The organism is Streptomyces sp. NPDC096046, assembly GCF_040303285.1.
Taxonomy (GTDB): domain Bacteria; phylum Actinomycetota; class Actinomycetes; order Streptomycetales; family Streptomycetaceae; genus Streptomyces.
In genome coordinates, this window is record NZ_JBEOSZ010000031.1 from 65,675 (window position 1) to 92,120 (window position 26,446).

Below are 26,446 nucleotides of genomic sequence, written 5' to 3' on the forward strand. Positions count from 1 at the left end.
CGGCCCTGGCCGTCGTGTGCGCCGGCGTGGAAATGGTGGCCGGGCGCGGGATGTCCCCGGGGGTGGCCTGGGATGTCCTGAACGGGGGCGGTGACGCGACGGAACGCCACATCCTGTTCGAACTTCGCCTGCCCAGGCTGCTGGTGTCCCTCGGCGCGGGCGCGTGCCTGGCCGTGGCGGGGCTGGTCCTGCAGTCCGCGCTGCGCAATCCCCTGGCCGGCCCGGAGGTGACGGGCGTGACCCCGGGGGCGGTGCTCGGCGCCGTCACCGCCACGGCCCTGGGACTCGCCGGGTGGGACTCGCCCCTGGCCGTGGTCCTCGCCGCCTGCGCGGGCGGCTGCGCCGGAGCGGCCCTGCTGTGGCTGCTGGCCGGCCGCGGACGCGGTGATCCCGCGCAGACCGCCGTGCACGGGGTGCTGGTGTCGGCGGTGCTCGGTGGGCTCACCGCCATGGTGCTGCTCGTGGAGCCGGGCGAACTCGGCAGTGTCGTGCAGTGGCTGGTGGGCACCACGGAGGGCCGGGTGTGGCAGCACTGGCACCTGCTATGGCCCTGGGCGCTTCTCTGGGGGGCCGCGGCCTGGCTGCTGGCCGGGCCGTTGACCCTGCTGCGCTGCGGGGACGACATCGCCCTCGCCGCCGGGCTCTCCGCCCGCCGGGCCCGGACCCTGGCCCTGCTGTGCGCGGTGGCGCTGACGGCGGGCGCGGTGGCCGCCGTAGGCGCGCTGGGTTTCGTGGGGCTGCTCGTCCCGCACCTGGCCGTGGCCGTCTTCGGCGCGGACCTGCGGGTCGGCCTGCCCGGCGCCGCCCTGGTGGGCGCGGTCGTGGTGTGCGGGGCGGACGCGGTGGCGCAGCTCTCCTCACGGCTGCTGGCCGCGGCGCTGGAGTCCGAGCGGCTCACGCTGCCGGTCGGGGCGCTCACGGCCTGTCTCGGCGCCGTGTTGCTGCTGGTCGTCGTGCGCCGCACGCCGAGCCGTTCGTTCTGACGTCGAATCGAGGACAGTGCATGACCGAGGCCGTGGGGATCCACGCGGAAGGGGTCCGGTTCGGCTACCCCGGACGACCCGTGCTGAGGGGCGTCGACCTGACCGTCCGGCCGGGCGAACTGACCGCTCTCATCGGCCTGAACGGCTGCGGCAAGTCCACCTTGCTGCGGCTGGCCGCCGGGCTGCTGCAACCCGACGAGGGGCGCGTGCTGCTCGGTGGGGACGACCTCGCCCTGCTCTCGCGGCGCGCCACGGCCCGGCGGGTGGCGCTGCTGCACCAGTCCGCTCCGGCCGTCCCGGGCATGACGGTCCGTCACCTCGTCCGTCAGGGGCGGTACGCGGCACGCGGCCCGCTGGGCATGCTGCGCGAGGGCGACGACCCCGTCGTGCGCCGGGCACTGCGCGATGTCGGCGTGGAGGAGTGGGCCGACCGTGATGTCGACGCGCTGTCCGGCGGCGAGCGCCAGCGGGTCCGGCTCGCGATGGCGCTCGCCCAGGACACCCGCGTCCTGTTGCTGGACGAGCCGACCACCTACCTGGACCTGCACCACCAGCTCGACGTGCTGCAGACGGTGGTCCGCCTGCGCGGGGAACGCGGACTCACCGTGGTGATGGTGCTGCACGACCTGGCGCACGCCGCCCGGTTCGCCGAACGCATCGTCGCCCTGCGCGACGGCCGCGTGGTGGCCGACGGAACGCCGGACGAGGTCGTGACACCGGCGTTGCTGGCGGACGTGCTGAAGGTGGCCGGCCGGGTCGGCCGGGATCCCGAGGGGGGCTGGCCGGTGTGTTACCCAGATCACCCTCTCCCCGCTCTAGAATATGAAAATCAGATTCATTAGTGTGGGTCGCGGCGCTCACCGGAACGCCGCATCTCCCTGCTGATGAAGGAGAGTTCATGGACAACGAGAAGGTCTTCGCACCGATCGCCGACCCGGGCCAGCTGGCTCACGCCTCGGCCTCCCACTCCAACGCGCTCGTCGAGAACCCCTTCGAGGACACCGAGGAGTAAGCGAGGGCCTAGCCACCCTCGATCGTGGGCCCGCCCGATGCCTTCCGGGCGGGCCCACTCCCGTCCCAGAGCCGCCGTCAGGAGGATCGCCGTGTCCCGTAGCCGACTCGTCCCGGGCGTCGAGGTCGTCGCCGTACCCGAAGGAGGGCTCGCCGTCCGCACCTCCGAAGGGGAGTTCCTCAGCGTCAGGACCGGGGGTGCGGACGAGAACACCCTGCTCTCCCTGCTCAGCGGCGCGACCACGGCCCCGGTGGACGAGGAACTCGCACCTGTGGTCCTGGCGTTCGAGAAGGCCGGCTATCTGGCGGAAGGGCAACCGCCCACGGAGTGGCCCGCCGCCCGCCGGAACATCCGGATCCTCGGCGACCCGGTACTGACCGAACCGCTCGCCGCGCAACTGGCCGCCCTGGGCGCGCGGCCCCGTACGACTCCGGCCCCGCCCGCCTCCGGCGGAGCACCGGTGGGTATCGAGGACCTGCTCGACGGGGCCCCCTCCGCAGTCGTGTGGTGCCTCGACGGACCCGTGCCCGACGGGCTGTGGGACACCGCCGACAGCCTGCCCGGACACGGTGTCGCGTGGCTGCGCTGCCACCGCGAGGGCTGGCAGGCGTACGTCGAGCCGCTCGCGGCCGCTCCCGGAGACGTCACCTCGGCCCACGTCCGGTCCCGCCGGCTCGCCGCCACGCCCGCTCACCGCCAACTGGCCGCGTACTGGAGCGGACCCCGCACCTCCGGCGCACCGGTGCGGCTCGCCGTTCCCGCCGCCACGCTGCTCGCGGCGCTGCTCGCGGACGACCTCGACCGGTGGGCCACCGGCGCCCCCGACACGGCCGGCCTCCCGGCGCGTCGCCGGCTCCGGCGCGTGGACCTGCGCACCCTGGCCGTCACCGAGCACTCCATCCTTCCGGTGCCCGACGTCGCACCGATGCCGAAGAAGGACATATGACGGCGTTCAGCGCGGCGGTGGCGGAGCTCGCCACCGACGTCTGTCTCCCGGCCGGCGACGGCCCCTTCCCCGCCGTCCTGATCCGCACCCCGTACGACCGCATCCGGCACGGGGCCGAGGCACGCGGCTGGGCCCGCCGCGGATTCGCCGCCGTCGTCCAGGACGTGCGGGGCCGCTTCGCGTCACCGGGGGAGTGGCACCCGTACACACGCGAGACCGCCGACGGAGCGGCGGCCGTCCGCTGGATCCGGCGGCAGCGGTGGAGTGACGGCCGGCTGGTGGCCGTCGGTGCCTCCTACGCGGCCCACTGCGCCCTCGTCCTCGCCCTCGACGCGCCCGAGGACACCCGACCGGACGCCGTCATCGCGGCCGTGCCCGCCCTCGGTCCCGCGGACACGGCGCGCGAGGCGTCCGGCCCGGAGCGGCTGCTGTCCCGCGCCGGATGGTGGGCCGCTCACGGTGACCGGCGGGACTCCGACGAGAGCGCGCTGGACAAGGCCCTGGCCGCGGATCCCGCACTCCTGACCCACTTGCCGGTGTCCGGTCTCCCCGAGCGGCTGGGCCGGAGTCTGCCTTCCTGGGGGGATCTGTGGCGCCACCACGAGCGCGGGCGCCTCGTCGTGCGGGCGGCACACGCCGGGACGCCTCTGCTCGCGGTGGGCGGCCACCACGACCACTTCACCGCCGAGACCGTCGCACTGTGGCGCGCCTGGGGCGGACCCTCGGCGCGTCTGCTGCTCGGCCCGTGGGGGCACGGCCTGGTCAGCGCGCCCGGCCCGGACGCGGCGCCCGCGCACCGGCTGAACCTCGGTGAGCTGTACGTGCGCTGGGCCCGCCGCGCCCTGACCGGCGCACTCGCCCCCGGCCGCCACGGCGCGCTCGCGCTGGGCGGCGCCGACCTGTGGCTGTCCGCCGGCACCGACGGCGCGCCGCGTATCCCACGGCTGCGGCCGCTGCACGGCCTCACCTTCACCGCCGACCCCGACCGCCCGGTCCGCTCCGACGACCTGACCGTCCCCACCGGCGGTCCGCCCGACCGCTGCCTGCTGGTCACCCCGCCGCAGCCGCGTCCGCTCGACGTGGTCGGACCCGTGCGGGTCCGGCTGCGGGCCACCGCCCACACGCCGTCCGCCGACTGGGCGGTCCGGCTCGTCGCCCTCGCACCGGAGGGCACCGCCGAGCGGCTCGCCGTCGGCGTCCTGCGGCGCGAGGAACCCGCGGGCAGGGCAACCGACTTCACCGTCGAGCTCGGCCGGCTCGCGCGCCGGCTCCGGGCCGGTACCCGGCTGCGCCTGGAGATCGCCGGGCACCACTTTCCGGCCCACGCCCGCAATCCCCACACCGGCGACGACCCGGTGACGGCCGACCGGCTGCTCGTCTCCCGGCGCGAAGTCGACCCGGCCGGGGTGGCGCTCACGCTGCCCGTGCTCCCGTCCCGCCCCACCCCCATCGACCCCGCCGAGGAGATCCCGCGATGACGGCTCTGCCACTCGAAGCACTCGTCGACCCCCTCTGCGGCATCGTCCGCGACGTCAAGCCCGTCGAACACCCCGCGGGCGCCCCGCCCCGCTACACCGCGCTCACCGCCGAGATATCCGACGCCCGCAGACTCGGGCTGTGGCCCGCCGACCGGGTCTCCCTCGGCACCACCTTCGGCGACCCCGATCAGGCCCGCGTCGCCGCCATAGCCGAGGGCATCGAGCGGTACTGCGGCAACCGCGTGCCGCCGCCCGGACATCCCGACGCCCCTGTCCGTGCCACCGCCGCCGAACTGGCCGAGAAGGGCCTGCCTCTGTACGGCCCCGGGGATCTGCCCGCGTACGCCGACTGGCAGTACGCCCGCGAGAAGTTCCCCTACCGGCCCCTCACCGCCGACACCCCGGCCCTGTGGACCCGCGGAACCGAGCGGCTGCCCGGCGGACGGACGTCGGAGGTCTGGGCGCCCGTCTCGCTCACCCACCTCAACTGGCGCCAGGGCGACCTGCGCGAGCTGCCCCGCACCCACCACCTCAACTACGCCGGGATCGCCACCGGACAGGGCCTCGACGACGCCGTCGAGCGCGCCCTGCTGGAGATCGTCGAACGCGACGCCCTGGAACTGTGGTGGCATCTGGACGGCCCGGCCCGCGGCATCGACCCGGCGAGCGTGCCCGGCCTCGCCGACGACCTCGCCGGCTCCGCGTTCGACGTCCACATCGTCGAGATGCGCTCGGAGTTCGCCCCCTGCATGGCCGCGCTCGTCCACGACCCGCGTCTCGGCCTGTACGCCGCCGGGTTCGCCTGCAAGTACGACCCGGCCGAAGCGGCCCGCAAGGCCGTCCTCGAAGCCGTCCACACCTGGGTCTTCACCCAGGGCCTGACCGACTCCGGCGGCTGGGTCTTCCAGGCCGTGGAGGCCGGGCTGCTCGCCCGCGGGCTGTACCTGGAGCACCGTGCCGACGGCCGCTATCTCGACGCGTGCGGCGAGCAGTTCGAGCACGTGCGGGACCTGGGCGCGCACGTCCAGGTGTGGCTGGACGAACGGATGGCGGCCCAGGCACGGCGCTTCACCGAGCCCGCCCTCGGCACCGTGTCCGTCGACGAGGTCGAGCCCGGCGGCCGGGAGCGGCTGGACAGCGCGCTCGACGCGGGCGGCCACCGGGTCATGACCTTCGACCTCACCACGGAGGACGTGGCCGAGACACCCCTGCGCGTCGCCCGGGTCCTCGTCTCCGGTCTCCTGCCCAACGCCCCCGCGGCCTTCGGCTACTTCGGCTGCCCGCGTCTCGCCGAGACCGCCGTCGCACGGGGATGGCGGACCACCCCGCCGAGCGCACCGGGGGACTTCACCCTGGCGCCTCCGCCGCACATGTGAGGCCCGCACCCATGGATCATCCCCGTGCGGAGCGCCCGGAGGACCTCGTCGCCGCCCTCGCCCGCGCCCGCTCCGAGGAACGCCCCGGTCCCGACACGCCCGCCGGAACAGCGGTCCGGGCGTGGCCGGGTGCGCCGCTCCCGATCCCGGCGGCGGGCCCGGCGGACCTCGATCTGCGGGCCCTGCTGCGTCTGTCCCTGGCCGCTGCGGACGGCTCCGGACGGATGCGGCCCGCGCCCTCCGCCGGCGCGCTGCACCCGGTGGACACCGAACTGGTCGTGGGCCCCGGCTGCTCCCTGCCGCCCGGCCGCTACGGCTACGACCCGCTGCGTCACCGCGTCCACCACCTCGGCCGGCAACCCGACGGCACCCTGCCGGGGGTGAGCGCCGAGCTCTCCGTCACCGCACGGCGCACGGTCTCCCACTACGGTCACCGAGCCTGGCCGTTGCTGCTGCTGGACACCGGGCACGCCGCCGCCGCGCTGTTCCTGGCGGCCCGCGCACTGGGCGCGGCCGAGCCAGAGGTACGGCTGGACGGGCGCACCGAGTACCCGTTGGCGTCCGTGCACATCCCGCCGCCCGACGGGCGAAGCCCGGCGCGTCCGGCCGGCCCCCGCACCGGGGAGCCGACGGGAGGCCCGCCCACGCCCGCGGAACTGCTGGCGCGCCGCAGTGCCCCACCGCCGCTGCCGGGAGCCCCCTCCCCGAACGCGCTGCGGGCGGTCCTCACCACCGCCGAACGGGCGGGCACCGGCGACCTGCGCTGGTGCGCCGCGGTCGGCCCGCCACGGCCCGGCCTCATGGAACGGTCCGCCGACGGGACGACCCTGCGGCGGCACGCGGCGGGCGAGGCGCGCGCGACGCTCGCGGCCTGGGCGGCGGGCCAGGCGTGGATCGCGGACGCGGGAGCCGTCCTGCTCGCCCACGGCTGCCCCGCCGACGCCGACGCCGCGCACATCCGCCGTGCCCACCTGAGGGCCGGCTTCGCCGTCCACCTGGCCCATGTCACCGCCCTGCGGCACGGACTGGCCGCCCGGCCCGTCGGCTCCTGGCAGCAGGCGGACCTCGGCGCCGCGCTCGGCGCCGCCCCGGGCCGGGACTGGGTCGTCCACGCCCTGGCCCTCGGCACCCGCCACGCCGACGAGGAGAACACCACGTGATCGTCCACCCCGAGCTGCGCCGCGCCACCCGGCCCGCACGGCGCCCCCTGCTCACGGCCACCCTCCTGCTGGGCGCCGTCACCCTCACCCACCTGGCACAGGCGGCGCTGCTGGCCCTCGCGCTCGCCGGCCTGGCCCGCGGAACCACCGGCCAACTGCCCTGGCTGCTGGCCGCGGTGCTCGCCGTCGTCGCCGCCCGCGCCTGGCTCGCCGTGTGGCAGCGGCGCACCGCCACCCGCGCCGGGGCCCGGGTCAGGGTGGCCCTGCGGGACGAACTCCTGGCCCACCTGGGCCGGTTGGGACCCGCTCAGCTGACCACCGCGCGGGCCGGAGCGGTCCGCACCACCCTCGTCGACGGGGTGGAGGGCGTCGACGCCTATGTCTCCCGCTACCTGCCCCAGCTCCTGGTCACCTTCACGGTGCCGCCCCTGGTGCTGGCCGCTCTGGCCGCGGTCGAACCGCGGGTCCTGCTCGGCCTGGTCCCCGCCCTGCTCCTGGCGCTGGCCGGGCCACGGGCCTGGGACCGGCTCCTCGCCGCCCGCGGCAAGGAGCACTGGGACACCTACGAAGGGCTGGGCGCCGACTACCTGGAGGCCCTCCAGGGCATGCCGGCCCTGCGCGCCGCCGGTGCCGTCGGCCGCACCCGCGCCCGCCTGGAGAAGCGGTCGTCGGCGCTGCACCGGGCGACCGTCGCCAAGCTGCGCGTGTCCCTGGTCGACACCGGGATCACCGACCTCGCCATCCAGGGCGGCACCGCCGCCGCCGCGCTCCTGGCGTGCTGGTCGGCCGTCACCGGATCCACCACGGCGACCGGCACCTATCTGGTGCTGCTGCTGGCCTCCGAGTGCTTCCGCCCCGTTCGCGACCTCGCGCGCGAGTGGCACGCGGGATACCTGGGCGTGTCGGCCGCGGACGGTCTCGCGGCCCTGCGCACCGCCGAACCGGCCGTCCCCGACACCGGAACGGCCTCCGCGCACGGGCAGGCGCCGCCCGAACTACGCTTCGAAAACGTCCGGTTCACCTATGACGGTGCACCGGCACCCGCCCTGGACAGCGTCTCCTTCACCGCGCAGGCGGGACGGACGACCGCGATCGTCGGCCCCTCCGGCGCGGGCAAATCCACCCTCCTGGCACTGCTCCTGCGCCACCACGACGTCCAGGAAGGCCGGATCACACTCGACGGGCGCCCCACGACCGAGTACGCGCTCGACTCGCTGCGGCAGCACATCGCCGTGGTCTCGCAGGAGACGTACCTCTTCCACGCCACCATCGCGGACAACCTGCGCCTGGCCCGGCCGGACGCCACGGACGACGAACTGACCAGGGCGGCGCGCGTCGCCGGGATCCACGACGAGATCGTCGCCCTTCCCGACGGCTACGCCACCGTCCTCGGTGAACGCGGCGGAACCCTCTCGGGCGGGCAGCGCCAGCGACTCGCCCTCGCGCGGGCCCTGCTGGCGGACGCGCCGGTGCTCGTCCTCGACGAGGCCACCAGCGCGGTCGACGAGCGCCGCGAGGCGGGCATCGTCCGCGAGTTGCTGCACGCGGCGAGCGGCAGGACGGTCCTGGTGGTCGCCCACCGGATGGCCGCCGTCCGGCACGCCGACCGCATCGTCGTCCTCGACGCCGGACGGGTGGACGCCGTCGGCGAGCACCCCGACCTGGTCGAGGCCGGCGGCGTCTATACGCGGCTCGTCGAGGCCGGCCGCGCCCACCGAGGAGAACTCGCCGCATGAGCACCGTCACCGCACCCGCCACCACCGACGCGGACGTGCCCGCCCGCGGGGCGCTGCGCGCCCTGCTCCCCGCCCTGGCCGCACACCGCGCCATGACGGCCCGCACCTGCGCCGCCGCGCTCCTCGAACAGAGTTCCCTGGTCGCGCTGCTGACCCTGGCCGCGCACACCGTGGGCACCGCCGTCATCGAGGGACGCGCCCCCTCGGCCGGCACCGCCGCCGCGCTCGTCGCCCTCGTCCTGGTACGCGCCCTGATGACCTGGCGGGAGATGGACCTCTCCCACGACCTCGCCTACCGGGTCCTCGCCGCACTGCGGGTCCGCGTCTTCGACGGACTCGCCCGCAGCGCCCCCGCCCGGGTCGCGGGCCGCCGCAGCGGCGACCTCGCCGCCACCGCCATGGCCGACGTGGAGGCCCTGGAGTTCTTCTACGCCCATACCACCGCCCAACTCCTCGCGGCGGGAACGGTTTTCACCGGCGGAACCGTGGTTCTCGCCACGGTGGAACCGTGGCTGCTCGTGGCCGTGCTGCCGGTCGCGGCCCTGCTCGCCGCGGCACCCTTCGCCGACGCCCGCGCCCGCGCGGCGCGCGGCAGCCGCACCCGGACGGCCATGGCGAGACTGTCGGCCGACACGGTGGAGACCGTCGACGGGCTGCGCGAACTGCTCGCCTTCGGCTCCCTGGCCAAGCGTCGCCGCACGCTCGCGGAGCGGGGGCGGCAGGTGGGTGACGCCCAGCGTGCCGAGGCCACCTGGGAGGCTGTCGCCGCCGCGGTCCGCGACCTCCTCATCGTGGCCGCCGTCCTCGGCGTGGTCACGGCGGCGGCACAGTCCGTGACCTCCGGACGGCTGCACGGCGCCTGGGCCCCGGCGGCGATGGCCCTGGCCCTGTCCGTCCTCGGGCCGGTCGCGGAATCGGCCCGCGCCCTGAGCCAGGCCGTGGCACTGCGCGCCGCCGCCGCCCGCGTCGGCGCCGCCGTCACGGCTCCCGCCCTCGCGCCACCGTCCGCCGCACCCCGCGCCCTGCCCCCGGGGCCGCTGGGCGTCCGGCTGCATCGGGTGCGCTTCGACTACGGCGGCGGGCCCGTGCTGGACGGCGTCGAGCTGACCGTCCGCCCGGGACAGACGCTCGCCCTGGTCGGCGCCTCGGGCGCCGGCAAGTCCACCTGCGCCCACCTGCTGGCCCGCTTCTGGGACCCGTCCGAGGGAGCGGTCCAGCTCCTGCCCGCCCACGGCGAACCCGTGGACGTGCGGGAGGTGCACGACGCGGAACTGCGGCGCGCGGTCGTCCTCGTGGGGCAGGAGACGCCCCTCTTCCACGGCACCCTCGCCGAGAACCTGCGGCTCGCCGCACCCGAGGCGGACGACGACCGGCTCGCCGAAGCGGCACGGCTGTGCGGCGTCGACCGGATCGCCCCGCTGGACACCCTCGTCGGCGAGCGCGGCGCCACGCTCTCGGGAGGCCAGCGGGCCCGCGTCGCCCTCGCCCGCGCGCTGCTGGTCAGCCCGAGAGTGCTGATCCTCGACGAGTCCACCGCCCACCTGGACAACACCGGCGACGCCCAACTCGCCACGGCCCTGCGGGAGGAGGACCGCACCACCATCGTCATCGCACACCGCCCGGCCACCATCCGCCGTGCCGACCGCGTCGCCGTCCTGGAGGAAGGCCGCATCACGGAAGAGGGAACCTGGGAGGAACTCACCGGCCGCCACGGCAGCGCGCTCAACCGCATCCTCACCACCACCCCCTCCTGAGCCCGGGATGCCGCCCGGTATCCGGGCCGGTGAGGCTTAGCGGCGGGTTTACCTGGAAACGACTACTCCCGAACGATCGTCCGGACGACGGTCGGCCGACACCGGGAGGGGTCTCACGTGGATGCGCCCTTGTACCTGAGGCCGAGGGTGGATCCGCCACTCGCCGCGCTGCTGGCGGACCGGCCTTTCCTGCACTCGCTCGTCGACGCCCTGGGGTCACCGCTCCATGTGCTGCTCCCCGAGGCCGTCGCGGAGAACACCGCCCGCTTCCGTTCCGTCTTCCGCCGCCACCATCTGGCCGGACGCGTGTACTTCGCGCACAAGGCGAACCGCTCCAGCGCCCTGGTACGGAGACTGGCGGCCGAGGACCCGGCCGCCGTCGGCGTCGACGTCGCCTCCCTGGAAGAGCTGAAGCACGCACTGGGCTGTGGATTCACCGGGGACCGCATCATGGCCACCGGCCCCAAGGACGCCGAATTCCTCTGGCTGGCGGCGCGCGTGGGCGCGACGGTGAATCTCGACTCGCCGGGAGAACTGGAACGGCTCTCCGGCCTGGTGCGCTCGCACGGTCTCGGCCGGGTCGCCGTACTGGTGCGCCTGTCCGGATTCGAGTCCGCCGACGGCCACGGGGGAGCGGGCACGCGGATGCTCTCCCGGCGCAGCCGCTTCGGCACCCCGGTACGGGACACCCAGGCGCTGCTGGCGGCGCTCGAACGCAACGCGGACGCCGTGGAGTTCACCGGCGCCGCCTATCACCTGGACACCACCGGCGTGGAGGAGAAGGCGCGGGCGCTGGAGCAGTGCGTGCTGTTCCTGGACCAGTGCCGGGCCCGGGGACTCGCGCCGCGCGCCCTCGACATCGGGGGCGGATTCGGCGTCGGCTACGTCGCCGAGGCGGGGGAGTGGGAGCGGTGGACCACCGCGCTGACCGAGGCCGTGCTCGGTGTGCGCCCGCCGCTGACCTGGCGCGGTCACAGCTACGGGCTGCGCAACGAGGGCGGCACGGTGCGCGGGGCCGCCGCGCTGTACCCGGCGTACCGGCCCACCGCCGGCCCCGGGTACCTCGACGAACTCCTCTCCCTCCCCGCGCCGGCGCTGGGCCGGCCGTCGGCCACCCTCCTCCTCGAACACCTCCACGATCTCTACATCGAACCCGGTCGTTCCCTGGTCGACCAGTGCGGGCTGTCGCTCGCGCGGGTGCTGGACGTCCGGCCCGCGGACACGGACTCCGGCCACCACCTCGTGCGCCTCGGCATGAACGCCGGAGACATGAGCCTTGAGGAGCACGGAGTCCTCGTGGACCCCGTGCCGCTGCCACGCGGCGAAGCGGCGGCCGGTGACGAGGCACCGGTCGGCGTCTACCTCACCGGCAACCTGTGCCTGGAAGGCGATCTCATCACCCGTCGCCTGGTGTTCCTGCCCCGGCTGCCGCGCGAGGGAGATCTGCTGGCCTTCGCCAACACCGCCGGATACGCCATGGACTTCCACGCCCACCACGCACAGCGGCAGCCCATCGCGCGGACGGTCGCGGTGGAGCGCCAGGGCGACTCCTGGCGCTGGTGCCCGGACGAGGACTACTGGCCGATCACACCCTTGAGGGGAACCACCGCATGAGGTACGACAGCATCACCGAGGCCATAGGCAACACACCCCTGGTGCGCATCGATCCCGCCGTGCACGGGCTGCGCCACATCGACCTCTACGCCAAGCTGGAGATGCTCAACCCCTTCGGTTCCGTCAAGGACCGGCCCGCCTGGCACATGGCCCGGCCCCATCTGGAGGCGGCCGCCGGCGGCGACGGCACGGTCGTGGAGCTCTCCAGCGGCAACACCGCCAAGGCCCTCGCCCTGCTGGCCGGCATGCACGGGCTGAGGTTCAAGAGCGTCACCAACCGCATGCGCGTACCCGAGATCAAGGAACTCCTCCTGCTTCTCGGCGCCGAGATAGAGGAACTCCCCGGGCGCAGCGAGTGCCTCGACCCGACCGACACGGACGACCCGCTGACGCACTTCCACCAGGCGCTCTCCGACCCGGGGAGCACCTATCTGCACACCGACCAGTACTTCAACCCGCGCAACGTCGAGGCGCACGCGGCGGGCACCGGTCCCGAGATAGTGAAGGACCTGGACGGGCGGGTGCCGGACTGGTTCGTCGCCTGCGTGGGCACGGCGGGTTCGTCGACCGGTGTCGCCAGGGTCCTGCGCGAGCACGACCCGCAGGTGCGCGTCCTCGGCCTGGTCGCCCACAAGTCGGACTTCATCCCCGGTATCCGCACCATCGACGAGGTGCACCAGGTCGGCCTGTTCGACCCGGCGACGTACGACGCCATCGAGTCGGTGACCTCCGGGGAGGCCATCGACGGGATGCTCACCCTGATCCGGCGCTGCGGACTGCTGTCCGGGCCGACCGGAGGCGCCGCCTACCAGGGAGCGGTCCGGCACCTGCGGCACGCCGACGCCGAGCTGGACGACACGGGGGAGCGCCGGACGGCGGTCTTCATCGTCTGCGACCGGGCCGAGAGCTACCTCAGCTATGTGCGTCAGCGACGTCCGGAACTCCTGGGCCGCACGGACCGGGGGCGCTCCGCGACGGCCGTCACCGACGCCGAAGCCCGCGCGGAGGCCCGCGTCATCGGCGTCGACGACGCCCGGCGCTGGACCGCCGCGGGCGACCCCCGACCGCTCGTCGTCGACCTGCGCAGCCCGCACGCCTATGCCGCCCTGCACATCGAGGGCTCGGTCAACATCGTCGACGAGGTGTTCGAGGACCTGCTCCGCGGCGGGCTGCCCTTCAGCAAGCGCACTCCCGTGCTGCTCGCCTGCCCCGTCGGGGAGAAGTCGCTGCGTTACGCCGCCGCGCTGGCCCGGATGGGCCACCCGGACGTCCGCAGCCTCGACGGCGGGATCGTCGCCTGGCGGGACGCCGGCGCGCCGCTGGTGCGCGAGTGAGCGCGGCCCCGCCGCTTCCCGGGACGGACGGTGAGGAAGACCTGTCCTGGCAGCGGGACCTGAGGGAGCAGTTCCCGATCATCACCGGCCATCCCGAGCTGGCGTACCTCGACAGCGCGGCGACGTCCCAGAAGCCCCGCGCCGTACTGGAGGCCGTCCAGACCTACCTCACGACGTCGAACGCCAACGCGGGCCGCGGCACCTACCCCTGGGCCAACCAGACCACGGAACTGGTGGACTCGACCCGGGAGCGGGTCAAGGAGTTCCTCCACGACCCCGCACCGGACCGCTCCCGCGTCCACTTCACCGGCGGCACCACCGAGGGGCTGCGGGCCGTCGCCCGCGACTGGCTCGTCCCGTACCTCACCGACGGCGACGAGATCCTCGTGCCCCACGCCGACCACCGGGCCAATCTGGACCCCTGGCTCGAGGCCCGGCGGCTGCTGGCCGAGCGCGGTGTCGACGTCCGCGTACGGGCGTTGCCGTACCAGCCGCTCTCCGGTGACTACGACCACCGGGCCCTGGACGAGGCCGTGGGCCCGAGGACCCGCTTCGTGGCCGCCACCCACGTCCACCACGTCTACGGCGGTGACATGAACGTGCACCGCATCCGCGCGGCGGTCGGCCCGGACGTACCGATCTGCCTCGACGCGGCGCAGAGCGTCGGCCACCTGCCCGTCCACCTCGACGATCCGTCCCTCGACGTCGACTTCGTGGTCTTCTCCGGGCACAAGGCGATGGCCCTGCCCGGATCGGGGGCGGTCTGGGCGCGCAACGCCCGGGGGCCCGTGTTCCGGTCGGGCGGCTGGCAGGGCACGCCCAACACGGTGGGCATCGCCTCCCTGCGGGCCGCGCTCGACTGGCTCGACGCGGCCGGAGTCGAGCGGATCGCCCGCTGGACGACCACGCTCACCACCCGGCTGACGGACCGGCTCAGGCGCCTCGGCGCGTACGAGGTCCTCGGCTGCCCGGCGAGCCTGGCCGCCGACTCCGCGCTCCCCGCGGCCCAGCGCCGCCACGGCATCGTCACCTTCCGCCACCGCGACATCCCCTCGGACGACCTCGGGTTCATCCTCTACAGTCACGGCTTCATGGTGCGCGCCGACAGCCTCTGCCAGGCCGGAGCCGACGAGCGGGACGGTTCGGTACGGGTGAGCCTGCACGTGTACAACTCGGCGGAGGAGATCGATCGCCTGCTGGGCGTTCTGGCCTCGTTCGCGTGAATGGCAACTGATAACCGTTTCCACCTGTAGATTCGTCTGTGCCTACGGACGGACGAGAGACGGATGAGGTGGCGCAAGCGATGGGCGTGAGCATGGCGACGGCCCGGATGTGGGTGGAGCGCTGGGAACGACAGCAGCAGCGGTACGCGGTGGACCGCGAGGAGCGGTTCACCGTGATCGCGGACGTCGTCGAGCACATCACCACCGGCCGTGACCGTCCCCTCCTGCTCGATCTCGGGTGCGGCCCCGGCTCCCTGGCCGCCCGGCTCGCCGCCCGCTTCGCGCACGCCGAGATCGTCGCGGCGGACATGGATCCCCTGCTGCTGGAACTGGGGCGGACCCACCATGCCGACGCCGCACGCTACGTCGACACCGTCATCGGCGAGGAGGGCTGGACCGACGCCCTCGCACTGCGACGCCCCCTGGACGCCGCCGTCTCGTCGACCGCGCTGCACTACCTGCCCGAGCAGGACCTGCTGCGCACGTACCGCTCGCTGGCGTCCCTGATCCGCCCCGGCGGCGTCCTCGTCAACGGCGACCACTTCCCGCCGGGCGCCGCACCGTGCTCGGCCCTCACCGCCCATGTGGGCCGTCGCAGGTCCGAGCGTACGGGCGGACCCGCCGAGGAGGACTGGCGGTCCTGGTGGGACGCCGCGGCCCGGGACCCCGAACTGGCCGACCTGCTCGACGAACGCGGACGGCGCCAGGCGGCACACGCCGGGAGCGGGGGCGACGAGGAGATGACGGTGTGCCGCCACACCGAACTGCTGCGCCGGGCGGGCTTCGCCCATGTGGCGCCGGTCTGGCAGTACGGCGACAGCGCCGTACTGGTGGCGGTCATGGACGACGCTCGCGAGGGCCGTGCTCCCGCCGGGCCATGAGCCCGCAAGGGAGAAAGACGCTTCAGAGGGCCAGGCTCATCAGGATCTCGTCCCGGTCGTCACCGGGCGCCACACGCAGCGCGCCCGGCCACCGGCCGACCTCGGTCCAGCCCGCCTTGCGGTAGAAGTCCTCGAGTCCGAGGCCGGACCGCACGGCGAGCCGCAGCCGCTCCAGACCCATGTCGTCGCGCGCGACATCGCCGGCGCGTCGCAGCAGCGCGGTCCCCACGCCCCTGCCCCGGAAGCGGACATGAGTCTGGACGTGGTTCACGATGCCGCAGTGCGCCACGAGAGGGTGCTGTTCGCGGCGCAGCAGCATCCAGCCCGCGAGCGCGCCGTCCACCCTCGCCAGAAGGAGTCTGCTCCGGTCCGGGGACAGGTCACGCGTGATCCTCTCGACCGCCGGCCGGAGCGCGGCCTCCGTCACCGGTGGGAGTGGGCAGTCCATCGGCACGACGGCTCCCCCGGCGTTGATGACCGCCGCCCAGCATGCGGTCAGTTCCCTCCGAACGGCGGCGGTGGCGTCGTCGGCCCGACTGATCTGTGCGGTGATGGGATTCCGCACTGCCTCATGAGCTGTCACAGCCGGTAGCTTGCCAGCCGTCCGCCGCCCGCCGGGCGTTGTCCGCCGACTCGGCCAGGGCCGGCTTCCGTGGCCGGTCCCGAGCGTCACCGGCCGGGCGCGAGTCGCCGCTCAGGTCCCCGCGGTGGAGCGGCTTGATGATCGGGCGTATCTCGGGGCGAGCCGTGCGGGTACTATATGGGAATGGTTTCCATTACCAAAAGCCGGCCGTCCGACGAAAGGTAGGCACGACCTTGTCCGCCCACTGCCAACTGACCGGCACCCAGCCGGGCTTCGGCAACACCATCTCCCACTCGCACCGGCGCACCTCGCGCCGCTTCGACCCCAACATCCAGCGCAAGCGCTACTGGCTGCCGAGCGAGGGCCGGTACGTCCGGCTGACGCTCAGCGCGAAGGCGATCAAGACCGTCGACAGCATCGGAATCGAGGCCGCGGTGGCCCGCATCCGCGCCCGGGGAGTGAAGGTCTGATGGCCAAGAAGAGCAAGATCGCGCAGAACGACAAGCGCAAGGCGATCGTCGAGCGGTACGCGGCCCGACGGGCGGAGCTGAAGGAGATCATCCGCCGGCCGTCCTCCACCGACGCCGAACGCCAGGCAGCCGTGGAAGAGCTCCGGCGCCAGCCCCGCAACGCCAGTGCCACCCGCGTGCGCAACCGTGACAGCGTGGACGGGCGGCCGCGCGGCCACCTGCGGAAGTTCGGCCTGTCACGGGTCCGCATGCGGAAGCAGGCCCACGCCGGCTTCCTTCCCGGGGTCACCAAGTCGTCCTGGTAGCACCGGAGTTCTCGCAGTGGACGGAGCTCCTGGCCGCGTCTCGGCGGAGTCGGGGCCAGGAGCTCGCCCGGCGTATGCCGCCCTCCTGCCTACGGTCGGTCAACCCTCGCGGGTTTCTGAGGACCGACACACGCTTCGCGGTGTCAGGGCAGGCGCAGGAGATTGAGCCGGTAGCCCTCGGCTTGGGGGAGCCGCTGTGCGGCGAGGGCGGACAGCATCTCCTGGTGGGAGACCGGCAGTTCGTCGACCAGCGGGCCGGGAAGGCTCGTGAGCGTGTGCGACGCCAGCACCTGGACGCCCGGCCGCCAAGCGGCCAGTCCGGCCGGGTCGGGGCAGTACCAGTGCATGCAGGCCGCGACCTTGCCGAGGGCGTCGTGCTGTTCCTGGGTGTCGAAGAAGCCCGGACCGGCGGTGTCGAGTGCCAGCAGTGCGCCCGGGAAACGGCCGGAGAGGAGATCGACGACTCGACGGACATCGGGCTCGTGCAGGTAGGGCAGCACGGCCTCCGCCACGAAGAGGTACGGCCCGTCGGTTCGAGAGGCCACCTCGGTGGCCCATGCCTCGTCGGTCACCGAGGCCGCGATCATCGTCCGCCGTGCGGTGTCCGCGAAGAAGTGGGCGCGCAGGGCCATCGCGTCGGGCAGGTCGAGGTCGAACCACGTGACCCGGCCGTTGTCGACCCGCTCGTAGCGTGTGTTCAGTCCCGTGCCGATCTCGACCACGGTTCCGTCGGGGTGTGCGGCCAGGAAGTCCGCCACCCAACGGTCGAAGAGCAGGGTGCGCAACATCGCGCCGGTGAGGCTGGGCAGACCGTCGAAGCGTGCGAAGTCGTAGTCGATCGCGGCGACGATCTCCTCGGCCCGGGCGTCGCGCAGCAGGGGAGATTCCCTGCGGTTCTCCACGGCGCGCGCGTACAGCGGGATGAGGAGAGTCTCCTGAACCGTTCCCAAACGCGGCTTCATCCTGTCCATGACCGGCCTCCCTGCGGCAGATCGGGTTCCGGGCCGGACGGTGCCGTGGCTGCGACCACCGTCCGGCCCGGAGTCTCAGTGCCCCGTCACGGAGGTGAGGGGTTCGTGCTCGTGCTCGCAGACCTCGTCGAAGCCGTAGGTGTCCCAGGCGGGGAAGGGGTCGGAACGGGGATTCGGCTCGTCTTCCCTCATCAGGCAGTCGGTCAGTGCCGCCCACAGGGACTCGGTGTCCAGGCTGGTGCCGATGAACACGAGTTCCTGGGCGAAGGGGCTCTCGACGTCACGGGCGGAGGCGGGTTCGAAGCGCGCTACCGAGCCGGCCTGGGACCACAGTCCCGTCACATGAGGGCGGGTGGCCAGCGTGAAGAAGCCCTTGGACCTGAGTACCTGTCCGTGGACGCCGCTGTCGAGCGACTCGGTGATGAACGTCCACAGCCTCCCGGGGTGGAAGGGCGCCCCGGAGCGGAAGACGGTCGAGGAGATGCCGTACTCCTCCGTCTCGGGAACGTGATCGCCGTTGAGTTCCCTCACCCAGCCCGGAGCCTGCTGTGCTCGCTCCAGGTCGAAGCGGCCGGTGCCTAGAATTTCGCCGGTCGGTACGCGGCCGCGCACGGCCGGCACCACGTGGGCGGCGGGGTTGAGCCGCGCCAGGGTGGCTCGCAACCGGTCGGCGGACGCGGCGTCGACGAGGTCGAGCTTGTTGAGGACGATCACGTCCGCGAACTCGATCTGGTCCATCAGCAGATCGCTGACCGTGCGCTCGTCGTCCTCGTACTGATCCAGGCCCCGCTCCACCAGTTCGTCGCCACCGGCCAGCTCGGGCAGGAAGTTGGCGGCGTCCACCACCGTGACCATGGTGTCCAGCCGGGCCAGGTCGCCGAGGGTGGCGCCGTCGTCACGGGCGAAGGCGAACGTGGCGGCGACCGGCATGGGCTCGGAGATGCCGGAGGACTCGATGAGGAGGTAGTCGAAGCGCCCCTCCCGTGCCAGCCGGTCCACCTCTTCCAGCAGATCGTCACGCAGGGTGCAGCAGATGCATCCGTTGGTCATCTCGACCAGGCGTTCCTCAGTGCGCGACAGGGCCGCCTCGCCGCCGCGCACCAGGGCGGCGTCGATGTTGATCTCGCTCATGTCGTTGACGATGACGGCGACGCGCAGGCCCTCACGGTTTGCGAGGACATGGTTGAGCAGGGTGGTCTTGCCGGCGCCGAGGAAACCCGACAGAACGGTGACGGGCAGGCGGCGCGAGGGGGTTTGCGTCATGCGGTGTCAGCCCTCGGGGCGGAGCAGGCCACGCTCGTACGCCTTGGCCAGCCGCTGGGGGACACGGTACGGGGCCCCGTCCACCGTGACCGTCACCAGCTGAGGCATCGCCGCCTTCCATTGCGCGCGGCGGTGCCGGGTGTTGCTGCGCGACATCTTGCGTTTGGGCACGGCCATGGGGACCTCCGGTGGGAAGAGTGAGCAAGGTAGACGGTACCTGAAAATGGATGTCATTACGACGGGCTGCCGCCGGAACCGGGCAGGCGACACCGGCGCTGCCGCTCAACAAGGGCGTCAGCGCCGGTGTCGCAAGGCCTTGTGATGCTCCGCATCTCAGGTATCGAGGCCGACTTCTCGTGAGCCCCCGTTGGCCGCACTGGGCAACCGGCGATCACCATCGCCCGTGCGGGCGCGCAGGTCGCTCCGGTACTCAAGGGTCCTGCACGGCGCCCTGGCGAGTATGCCGCCAGGGTCACTTGAGTACGCGGGGTGCCTTGCGCCGCACATCCCTTGCGAGTGAACGTCAGCGGCGCCCAGGCGAATTTCGCAGCATCGCTATGGCCGCGGACTCGCGAGGAGGTGCGGCTCCAGCGGCATATCGCCTGGGCTGAGCAGGGGATTCACGAGTAGCGTGTAGGCGCCCGCCAGGGTCTTGAGCGCCGTCGCCGCTTCAGGCGGCTCCAGCTTCGCGGTGGCGTCCGCGGCCGCTGCTATCCGCTGCAGGAGAACCAGGCAAGTGGCATCCTCTGCGCTTCTCTCTGTCCCAGTCATTTCCCTTCGCCCTCTCGCTCCGGCTGCGCCCTCAGTCGACGGGCCCGGTGACTCGGCTGCACGATCGGAGCACGGCTTCCAGGAACGCCTCATCGTGAGGCGCCTAGGGAACGTGAGCCGACCGCGCTGTTCCGTCTGTGCTCTGCCCACATCGGTTTGGGTCACCAGCGGATCACCTCCGGGGTTACGCCGTCACAACCCATGTACCCGGTCCAGAGGTGCATAAAATATTGCATAAAGAAAATTTTGCACTCTGGTGATCAGGAGCGGTGCCGGGACCGCGTGGGTAGGCGGCGGGCGGCCGGGGGACCGGAGGGTCTGGTGGCGGGAGGAAGGCAGATGCGGGGTGAGCCGACGGTGACGCGCCCCTGGGGCCGGGGCGCTGCTGCTGTTGCCGGCCGCGACGGGTTGCGTACTGCTGCTCTTGCTGGTGCGTGGCGAGTGGGGCCCGCTGCGGCGGATGGATCAGGAGGTGGCCGACGGGCCTGAACGGAGCCGTGGCCGGCCACGGGGTGGTGGTGCGGGCTCTGCGGGTGGTCACCGACCTGGGCGGGAGCCCGGCGCCGGCCTGGCTGACCGGCGTAGGTGTGGTGTGGCTGCTGTTGTGCCGCAGGTGCGAGCGGCGCTGTACGTGGTGGCCGCGATGGGCGCCTGGTCCCGATCTCGGTGATCAAGGTCTTGGCCGGCCGACTACGGCCGGGCGTCGACGAGCCCCTGGACACGCACGCCGTCGGGCCTGAGCTTTCCCAGCGGACATGCGCTGAGCTCCCTGGGGGCCTACGGAGTGCTGCTCCTGGTGTTCCTGCCGGTGATGACCCGCATGGTGCGCCGGGTCGCCACCACGGTGGCGGTCGTGGGCGTCTTCGTGATCGGTTTCATCCGGGAGCACTGGAGCACAAGTGACACACCAGACAGGCCCTCACGTCCCACGTGTCCCGGACCCGTGGACTCAGGTGCCGAGCCGCACAACGCCACTGGACTGGACTGCCACTGCCGTGGGCCGCGTCGAAGGGTGGGCTCACTTCCCGCTGTACTTCTACCGGCTGCCCAAGGCACCGGACCTGGACATCAGTGCGGATGAACTGGACCTGGGGGCGGTACGGGAAGCCGCGAAAGTTGCCCGCGCGCTGCCTCGGAGGCGGGGGTACGTCCACCGCGACGTCCGGCTCGCCCTTCGATTGTCAGCGCCGCCTTCTGCGATCGCCGTTGATCAGCCTGCGGTAACGGAGGGGGTGTGATGGACGAGATCCGTCGTGGAGAGCGAGGCAAACAGAAGACCTGGCAGTGGCTCATGGTCCTGATGGCGCATCGGGGCCTGTGTGTCCACTGCGGTCGCTCCGCGGCCACCACGATTGACCACGAGATGCCCCTCGCCGATACCGGAGCAGGCGTCTGCTGGAACTTCGTTCCAGCCTGCGAAGACTGCAATCGCTGGAAGAAGGGCCGTACCGCGCGGTGCTGGGTGGCCGACATGGATCTCCATCACCAAGCCCCGGACCGCCGGGCGCGTTGAACGACTTCCAGGTCGACGCGGAGAGTGGCTCCGTGCTCGACGGAGCGCGTGCCTGGCGCATGGTCAGGCAAGTCGGCATCTGGTCGGCATCAGTTCCCGAACATCCTGAAAGGCTGTCGGACAGGCACCTGGCCGGTGGCGTCACAACAGCCTGGATGGCGCGGAACTCCAGGCAGGGAGCCCCATCCCCAATGAGAGCGCGATGTTCCTCACAGTCGTCGACTTCGACGCGTGCCCGTGTAGAGTGACGACCGCCCTTGACCTGCACAAAGCTGGCAGGGAGCCGTCTTCCAGGAGTCCAAAGTGCTGCGTACTCTGTTCAAGTCCAAGATCCACCGAGCCACCGTCACCCAGGCCGACCTGCACTACGTCGGATCGGTGACCATCGATGCCGACCTGCTCGACGCCGCCGATCTGCTGCCCGGCGAGCTCGTGCACATCGTGGACATCACCAACGGCGCCCGGCTGGAGACGTACGTCATCGAGGGCGAGCGCGGATCCGGCGTGATCGGGATCAACGGGGCAGCGGCCCATCTCGTCCACCCCGGTGATCTGGTGATCATCATCAGCTACGCGCAGGTGACGGACGCCGAGGCGCGGGCACTCACTCCCCGGGTCGTGCACGTGGACCGCGACAACCGGATCGTGGCTCTGGGCGCCGACCCGTCCGAGCCGGTGCCCGGCTCGGACCAGCAGCGCAGCCCGCAGGCCGTCGGGGCCTGACCGCAGCAAGACGAGGAGCGTGTCCATGAGCGACCCGGAGACCAGCGACCCCGGGACCGGCGACCCGGAGATCCGTGACGACAGGGCGGCGGGCCGGCTGGAGGCCGTGTCCGGCGGCGGAGTCGTCGGCCGCATCGAGTACTTCGTGCTCGACAGCCCCGAGCGCGCCCTGGTGCCCGTCCACACGATCGTCGAGCCGGCCCACGAGGGCCAGGGCATCGCGGGTTCACTCGCCCGTGAGCTCTACACGCTGGCCGGCCGCGAGGACCGTACGGTCGCATCCCTGTGCCCCTACGTCACCAGGTGGGCCGAACGCCATCCGGACGAGGCGAAGCCGGCCGATCAGGCCCTCCTCGCGGTGGCGAAGGACTGGCTGAGGGACCACCCCGGCCGTTTCTGACGGCCGTTCCCGTCAGCCCGGCCCGCGTTACCCCCACCTGGTCCCGTCCCCGTCCTGCGGGGGAGTGACTGCGCAGGGGGCGGGCCGGGTAGGCGGGGGAGTAGTCCAGAGCCGGAGTCGTCCCACTGGCTGGAGGACCTGATGACGAACCCGATTCCCGATCCCGTGCCGCCGGCCCCGACGCCGGGCCCGGATCCCCAGCGCCCGGAGCCGCACCCCGACCCGGTCCCGAACCCGCAGCCCCCGCCGGGCCCGGAGCCGACTCCGCCGCCGCCCGCGCCCACCCCGCCGCCGGGCCCGACCCCGCCGGCACCCCCGGGCCCCGACCCCGTGCCGGGTCCCGACCCCTCACCGATCCCCCCGGGACCGGACCCCGTACCGAACCCTGAGCCCGGCCCGCCCCTGTCCTGACCCCCGGTACGCGAACGGGGCGGTGGACGGCGCGTGCTGCCGTCCACCGCCCGGCGCACCGCCCTCAGCGGCAGCACCTACGCGGAGGTCTCCGACCGGTCCCCGCCCCACAGCGTGTGGAACGAACCGTCACGGTCCACCCTGCGGTACGTGTGCGCACCGAAGTAGTCCCGCTGCCCCTGCGTCAGCGCGGCCGGAAGCCGCTCCGCGCGCAGGGCGTCGTAGTAGGCGAGCGCCGCGGCGAAGCCGGGCGTCGGCACACCGTGGCGGGTCGCGGCGACCAGCACCTCGCGCCAGTCGTCCTGGGCGTCCGCGATCTCCCGCGCGAACGTCGCGTCCGACAGCAGGCTCGGCAGGTCGGGCCGGGCGTCGTACGCGGCGCGGATCCGGTCCAGGAACGCCGCACGGATGATGCAGCCGCCCCGCCACAGCGCGGACACCGCGCCCAGGTCGATGTCCCAGCCGTACTCGGCACGGGCCGCGTCGATCTCGTGGAAGCCCTGCGTGTACGACACGATCTTCGACGCGTACAGCGCCTGCTCCACCCGGTCGGCGAACGCCCGGGCCTCCGCCTCGCTCAGCGGCTGCGCCTTCGGGCCGGCCAGCCCGCGCGAGGCCTCCCGCAGCTCCGCGTGGCCCGACAGCGAGCGCGCGAAGACCGCCTCGGCGATACCGGACACCGGAACGCCCAGGTCCAGCGCGATCTGCACGGTCCAGCGGCCGGTGCCCTTCTGCTCGGCCTGGTCGACCACCACGTCCACGAACGGCTTGCCCGACTCCGCGTCCACGTGCGACAGCACCTCGGCCGTGATCTCGATCAGATACGAGTCGAGACGGCCCTGGTTCCAGGTCCGGAAGATCTCCGCGATCTCGGCGGGGGAGTACCCGGCGACGTCCCGCAGCAGCTGGTACGCCTCGCCGATCAGCTGCATGTCCGCGTACTCGATGCCGTTGTGCACCATCTTCACGAAGTGCCCGGCACCGTCGGGACCGACATGGGAGACGCACGGCGAGCCGTCGGCCGCCTTCGCCGAAATCTTCTCCAGCATCGGGCCCAGCGAGTCGTAGGACTCCTTCGGGCCGCCCGGCATGATGCTCGGCCCGTTCAGCGCGCCCTCCTCACCGCCGGAGACACCCATGCCGACGAAGTGGATGCCCTGCTCACGCAGGTCGCGCTCCCGGCGCCGGGTGTCCGCGAAGTGCGCGTTGCCACCGTCGATGATCATGTCGCCGGGCTCCAGCAGCGGCGCGAACTCCTGGATCACCGCGTCCGTCGGCTCACCGGCCTTCACCATCACGACCAGCCGGCGGGGCCGTTCCAGCGCCGCCACGAAGTCCTTCGCGCTCTCACACGCGATGAACTCCCCCTCACCGCCGAACTCCTCCACCAGGGCGTGCATGCGCGAGGGCGTCCGGTTGTGCACCGCCACCGTGTAGCCGTTGCGGGCGAAGTTGCGGGCGAGGTTGCGGCCCATGACCGCGAGACCCGTGACGCCGATCTGCGCTGTACTGCTCATTCGGTTCGCTCCTAAAGACCTCGGTACCGGTGCTGCCGGTGGGCGGTGCCCTGGGGCATCCCCCCGTCGACCATCCTTGCGTGCCGCTACGTCGTCCGCACGCGCGGGTCGCACGGCGTGGCGCAGGCTGATACGGAACCGAGCCCCGTGGCACTCAGCCGATGTACGCGTCCCCGCGCACGGCGCACCCGCGCACCGCGTGCCGTACACGGTGCACCGCCGAGGCGCACGTCGCGCAACAGGGGCCTCATACCGGCCATTTGGACTCCCGGGCGGCTGATAGCCGTCTTGTTCTGGCCGGTTCGCCGCGCTTACTTTTGCCCCTCCAGACGCATGTCCAGGGGGGCTTTCCATGGCCGCACGGGGCCGGCACCGCCGGTATCAGCCGAACAGGATCAACCGCGCCTCACTCACCGTCACGGCGGGCGGCGCGGGCATGGCGCTGCCGTTCATGGGCACCGGCGCCGCCCATGCGGCGGACGTGGACACCTGGAACAAGGTCGCCGCCTGCGAGTCCACCAGCAACTGGAACATCAACACCGGCAACGGCTTCTACGGCGGGCTGCAGTTCACCCAGTCCACCTGGGAGGCCTACGGCGGCCGGGCCTACGCGGCCCGTGCGGACCTGGCGAGCAAGGACCAGCAGATCGCCGTCGCGGAGAAAGTGCTCGACGGGCAGGGCCCGGGCGCCTGGCCGGTCTGCTCGGTACGGGCCGGACTGACCCGGGGCGGCGGCGAGCCCGACATCCGGCCGGCCGCCGAGCGCACGAAGCAGAAGGACGCCAAGAAGACCTCTTTCGAGGACGTACGGCCGCAGTCCACGCCGCAGTCCCGGGCGGGCAACGCCGAGATGTACACCGTGGTGCGCGGCGACACGCTCTCCGGCATCGCGGACGACCAGGACGTACGGGGCGGCTGGCGGGGCCTGTACACGGCCAACCGGTCGGCCATCGGCGCCGACCCCGACCTGATCGTGCCCGGGCAGCGCCTGGCGCTGCGCGGCGAGGGCGCCACGAAGACGCGTCCGGCGCACCGGCCGGCGCCGTCGGCCAAGCCCTCGACGAAGAAGCCGGCCCAGGACCGTGCCAAAGAACGGCCCAAGGAGCAGTCGAAGGAGCGGTCGAAGGACCAGAACAGGGAGCGCGCCGACCGGTCCACGGCCACCCGGCAGGGGCTCGTCGCCCCCGTCAGCGCCTCCCTCGGGACGCCCTACCGCAAGGCGGGTTCGGCGTGGTCGAAGGGCTATCACACCGGCGTCGACTTCCCCGTTCCCACAGGCACGACCGTCAAGTCGGTCGCGGCGGGCAGCGTCGTCAGCGCGGGGTGGGGTGGCTCCTACGGCTACCAGGTCGTCATCCGGCACGGCGACGGCCGCTACAGCCAGTACGCCCACCTGTCCGCGATCTCCGTACGGGACGGGCAGTCGGTGAGTGCCGGCCAGCGCATCGGCCGCTCCGGCTCCACCGGCAACAGCTCGGGCCCGCATCTGCACTTCGAGGTGCGGACGGGGCCCGGGTTCGGCTCGGACGTCGACCCTTTGGCGTACCTCCGGGCGGGCGGCGTCAGGATCTGACACGTACGCGGTGCCGGTTGACCATGGGCAGCGGTATGTACGGGATGCCGTAGAAGGGCACGTAGGAGAGCGGGCGCTCGTCGTCGAAGACCGACACCGACGGCTCCCCGCTCTCGTACGGGCCGTCCCCCACGGACGCCACCGCCACCGCTGCCCCCGACCCGGGCCTCACGCCCGGCCCGGGTACGAGCACCGCGGCAGGTGTGTCCGGTACTGGCACCAGCTCCTCCGCCGGTGCCTTCGGCCCGGGTACGAGCACTGCCGCAGGTGTGTCCGGCGTCTGGGCCTCCGCCGGTGCCTCCGCCCCGGGCACGAGCACTGCCGCCGCTGTGTCCGGGACAGGCACGGACGCCGGCGCCGGCGCCGGGCGGGGGGGGCCCGCCCGCGCGGGCGGGGGGGGCTCGCGAGGCGGGCGCGGCGGCGCCCCGCCCGGCCCCGCGGCCGCCCGG

At 73.1% G+C, this 26,446-nt stretch carries 25 protein-coding genes; 19 read left to right on the forward strand and 6 right to left on the reverse strand.

The genetic code is table 11. The features are described 5' to 3' along the window. Window positions 1-32: 32 nt before the first annotated feature. From ABTX62_RS24860 to ABTX62_RS24920, 13 genes are all read left to right on the forward strand, one after another. Entirely contained in the window at window positions 33-983 is a 951-nt protein-coding gene (locus ABTX62_RS24860; RefSeq protein ID WP_352118293.1) for a FecCD family ABC transporter permease, read from the forward strand. Between the two features lie 20 nt (window positions 984-1,003). Beyond that, window positions 1,004-1,825 carry an ABC transporter ATP-binding protein gene (locus ABTX62_RS24865; RefSeq protein WP_352118263.1) on the forward strand — a complete coding sequence of 274 codons (822 nt, stop codon included), beginning with the start codon at window positions 1,004-1,006 and terminating at the stop codon, window positions 1,823-1,825. 56 nt (window positions 1,826-1,881) lie between these two features. Beyond that, window positions 1,882-1,995 carry a streptamidine family RiPP gene (amiA, locus tag ABTX62_RS24870; RefSeq protein ID WP_352118264.1) on the forward strand — a complete coding sequence of 38 codons (114 nt, stop codon included), beginning with the start codon at window positions 1,882-1,884 and terminating at the stop codon, window positions 1,993-1,995. A gap of 91 nt (window positions 1,996-2,086) precedes the next feature. After that, window positions 2,087-2,941 (forward strand): hypothetical protein, encoded by an 855-nt coding sequence (locus ABTX62_RS24875; RefSeq protein ID WP_352118265.1) that lies wholly within the window; start codon window positions 2,087-2,089, stop codon window positions 2,939-2,941. After that, a complete protein-coding gene (locus tag ABTX62_RS24880) occupies window positions 2,938-4,419 on the forward strand; it encodes a CocE/NonD family hydrolase (protein WP_352118266.1) in 1,482 nt (493 codons plus the stop codon). Before ABTX62_RS24875 ends, ABTX62_RS24880 begins: the two co-directional genes overlap by 4 nt. Beyond that, entirely contained in the window at window positions 4,416-5,795 is a 1,380-nt protein-coding gene (locus ABTX62_RS24885) for a YcaO-like family protein (protein WP_352118267.1), read from the forward strand. The genes ABTX62_RS24880 and ABTX62_RS24885 overlap by 4 nt, the downstream gene beginning before the upstream one ends. An 11-nt stretch (window positions 5,796-5,806) precedes the next feature. After that, window positions 5,807-6,955 (forward strand): nitroreductase family protein, encoded by a 1,149-nt coding sequence (locus ABTX62_RS24890; RefSeq protein WP_352118268.1) that lies wholly within the window; start codon window positions 5,807-5,809, stop codon window positions 6,953-6,955. Beyond that, on the forward strand, window positions 6,952-8,691 hold the full coding sequence (locus tag ABTX62_RS24895) for an ABC transporter ATP-binding protein/permease (protein ID WP_352118269.1): 1,740 nt from the start codon (window positions 6,952-6,954) through the stop codon (window positions 8,689-8,691). The genes ABTX62_RS24890 and ABTX62_RS24895 overlap by 4 nt, the downstream gene beginning before the upstream one ends. Further along, complete coding sequence (locus tag ABTX62_RS24900) at window positions 8,688-10,445, forward strand: ABC transporter ATP-binding protein (RefSeq protein WP_352118270.1); 1,758 nt, start codon at window positions 8,688-8,690, stop codon at window positions 10,443-10,445. The genes ABTX62_RS24895 and ABTX62_RS24900 overlap by 4 nt, the downstream gene beginning before the upstream one ends. Before the next feature lie 117 nt (window positions 10,446-10,562). Then, complete coding sequence (locus ABTX62_RS24905; protein ID WP_352118271.1) at window positions 10,563-12,059, forward strand: Y4yA family PLP-dependent enzyme; 1,497 nt, start codon at window positions 10,563-10,565, stop codon at window positions 12,057-12,059. After that, window positions 12,056-13,393 (forward strand): pyridoxal-phosphate dependent enzyme, encoded by a 1,338-nt coding sequence (locus ABTX62_RS24910; RefSeq protein WP_352118272.1) that lies wholly within the window; start codon window positions 12,056-12,058, stop codon window positions 13,391-13,393. Before ABTX62_RS24905 ends, ABTX62_RS24910 begins: the two co-directional genes overlap by 4 nt. Further along, complete coding sequence (locus tag ABTX62_RS24915; RefSeq protein ID WP_502998010.1) at window positions 13,390-14,616, forward strand: aminotransferase class V-fold PLP-dependent enzyme; 1,227 nt, start codon at window positions 13,390-13,392, stop codon at window positions 14,614-14,616. Before ABTX62_RS24910 ends, ABTX62_RS24915 begins: the two co-directional genes overlap by 4 nt. Window positions 14,617-14,696: 80 nt before the next feature. Next, window positions 14,697-15,497, forward strand: a complete 801-nt coding sequence (locus ABTX62_RS24920) for a class I SAM-dependent methyltransferase (RefSeq protein ID WP_352118273.1) — start codon at window positions 14,697-14,699, stop codon at window positions 15,495-15,497. Window positions 15,498-15,519: 22 nt separating this feature from the next. Here the strand turns inward: ABTX62_RS24920 and ABTX62_RS24925 are convergent, their stop codons facing one another. Continuing rightward, window positions 15,520-16,080: a GNAT family N-acetyltransferase gene (locus tag ABTX62_RS24925; RefSeq protein WP_352118274.1), complete on the reverse strand. Its 561-nt coding sequence runs from the start codon at window positions 16,078-16,080 to the stop codon at window positions 15,520-15,522. 233 nt (window positions 16,081-16,313) lie between these two features. Between ABTX62_RS24925 and rpmB the strand changes: the two genes are divergently transcribed. Further along, window positions 16,314-16,550, forward strand: coding sequence for a 50S ribosomal protein L28 (rpmB, locus tag ABTX62_RS24930; RefSeq protein WP_352118275.1), 237 nt, complete (start codon window positions 16,314-16,316; stop codon window positions 16,548-16,550). Beyond that, window positions 16,550-16,855: a 30S ribosomal protein S14 gene (gene rpsN, locus ABTX62_RS24935; RefSeq protein WP_352118276.1), complete on the forward strand. Its 306-nt coding sequence runs from the start codon at window positions 16,550-16,552 to the stop codon at window positions 16,853-16,855. Before rpmB ends, rpsN begins: the two co-directional genes overlap by 1 nt. A 143-nt stretch (window positions 16,856-16,998) precedes the next feature. Here rpsN and ABTX62_RS24940 read toward each other — a convergent pair whose 3' ends face one another. The 3 genes from ABTX62_RS24940 to rpmF form a co-directional block, all read right to left on the reverse strand. Then, complete coding sequence (locus tag ABTX62_RS24940) at window positions 16,999-17,826, reverse strand: class I SAM-dependent methyltransferase (RefSeq protein ID WP_352118277.1); 828 nt, start codon at window positions 17,824-17,826, stop codon at window positions 16,999-17,001. A 75-nt stretch (window positions 17,827-17,901) separates the two neighbouring features. Beyond that, window positions 17,902-19,089, reverse strand: coding sequence for a GTP-binding protein (locus ABTX62_RS24945; RefSeq protein WP_352118278.1), 1,188 nt, complete (start codon window positions 19,087-19,089; stop codon window positions 17,902-17,904). Window positions 19,090-19,095: 6 nt separating this feature from the next. Continuing rightward, complete coding sequence (gene rpmF, locus ABTX62_RS24950; protein WP_352118279.1) at window positions 19,096-19,266, reverse strand: 50S ribosomal protein L32; 171 nt, start codon at window positions 19,264-19,266, stop codon at window positions 19,096-19,098. Window positions 19,267-21,097: 1,831 nt separating this feature from the next. Between rpmF and ABTX62_RS24955 the strand changes: the two genes are divergently transcribed. The 3 genes from ABTX62_RS24955 (at window position 21,098) to ABTX62_RS24965 (ending at window position 22,496) form a co-directional block, all read left to right on the forward strand. Beyond that, window positions 21,098-21,373 carry an HNH endonuclease gene (locus ABTX62_RS24955; RefSeq protein ID WP_352118280.1) on the forward strand — a complete coding sequence of 92 codons (276 nt, stop codon included), beginning with the start codon at window positions 21,098-21,100 and terminating at the stop codon, window positions 21,371-21,373. Window positions 21,374-21,676: 303 nt separating this feature from the next. Continuing rightward, window positions 21,677-22,096, forward strand: a complete 420-nt coding sequence (panD, locus tag ABTX62_RS24960; protein ID WP_142156860.1) for an aspartate 1-decarboxylase — start codon at window positions 21,677-21,679, stop codon at window positions 22,094-22,096. Between the two features lie 25 nt (window positions 22,097-22,121). Further along, entirely contained in the window at window positions 22,122-22,496 is a 375-nt protein-coding gene (locus ABTX62_RS24965; protein ID WP_352118281.1) for a GNAT family N-acetyltransferase, read from the forward strand. Between the two features lie 488 nt (window positions 22,497-22,984). Here the strand turns inward: ABTX62_RS24965 and gnd are convergent, their stop codons facing one another. Next, window positions 22,985-24,424, reverse strand: coding sequence for an NADP-dependent phosphogluconate dehydrogenase (gene gnd, locus ABTX62_RS24970; RefSeq protein WP_352118282.1), 1,440 nt, complete (start codon window positions 24,422-24,424; stop codon window positions 22,985-22,987). Window positions 24,425-24,776: 352 nt separating this feature from the next. Here gnd and ABTX62_RS24975 point away from each other — a divergent pair, with 352 nt between their 5' ends. Beyond that, on the forward strand, window positions 24,777-25,997 hold the full coding sequence (locus tag ABTX62_RS24975) for a transglycosylase family protein (protein WP_352118283.1): 1,221 nt from the start codon (window positions 24,777-24,779) through the stop codon (window positions 25,995-25,997). Here the strand turns inward: ABTX62_RS24975 and ABTX62_RS24980 are convergent. Beyond that, window positions 25,987-26,217, reverse strand: a complete 231-nt coding sequence (locus ABTX62_RS24980; protein ID WP_352118284.1) for a hypothetical protein — start codon at window positions 26,215-26,217, stop codon at window positions 25,987-25,989. The two genes, ABTX62_RS24975 and ABTX62_RS24980, sit on opposite strands and share 11 nt — an antisense overlap. Window positions 26,218-26,446: the final 229 nt, after the last annotated feature.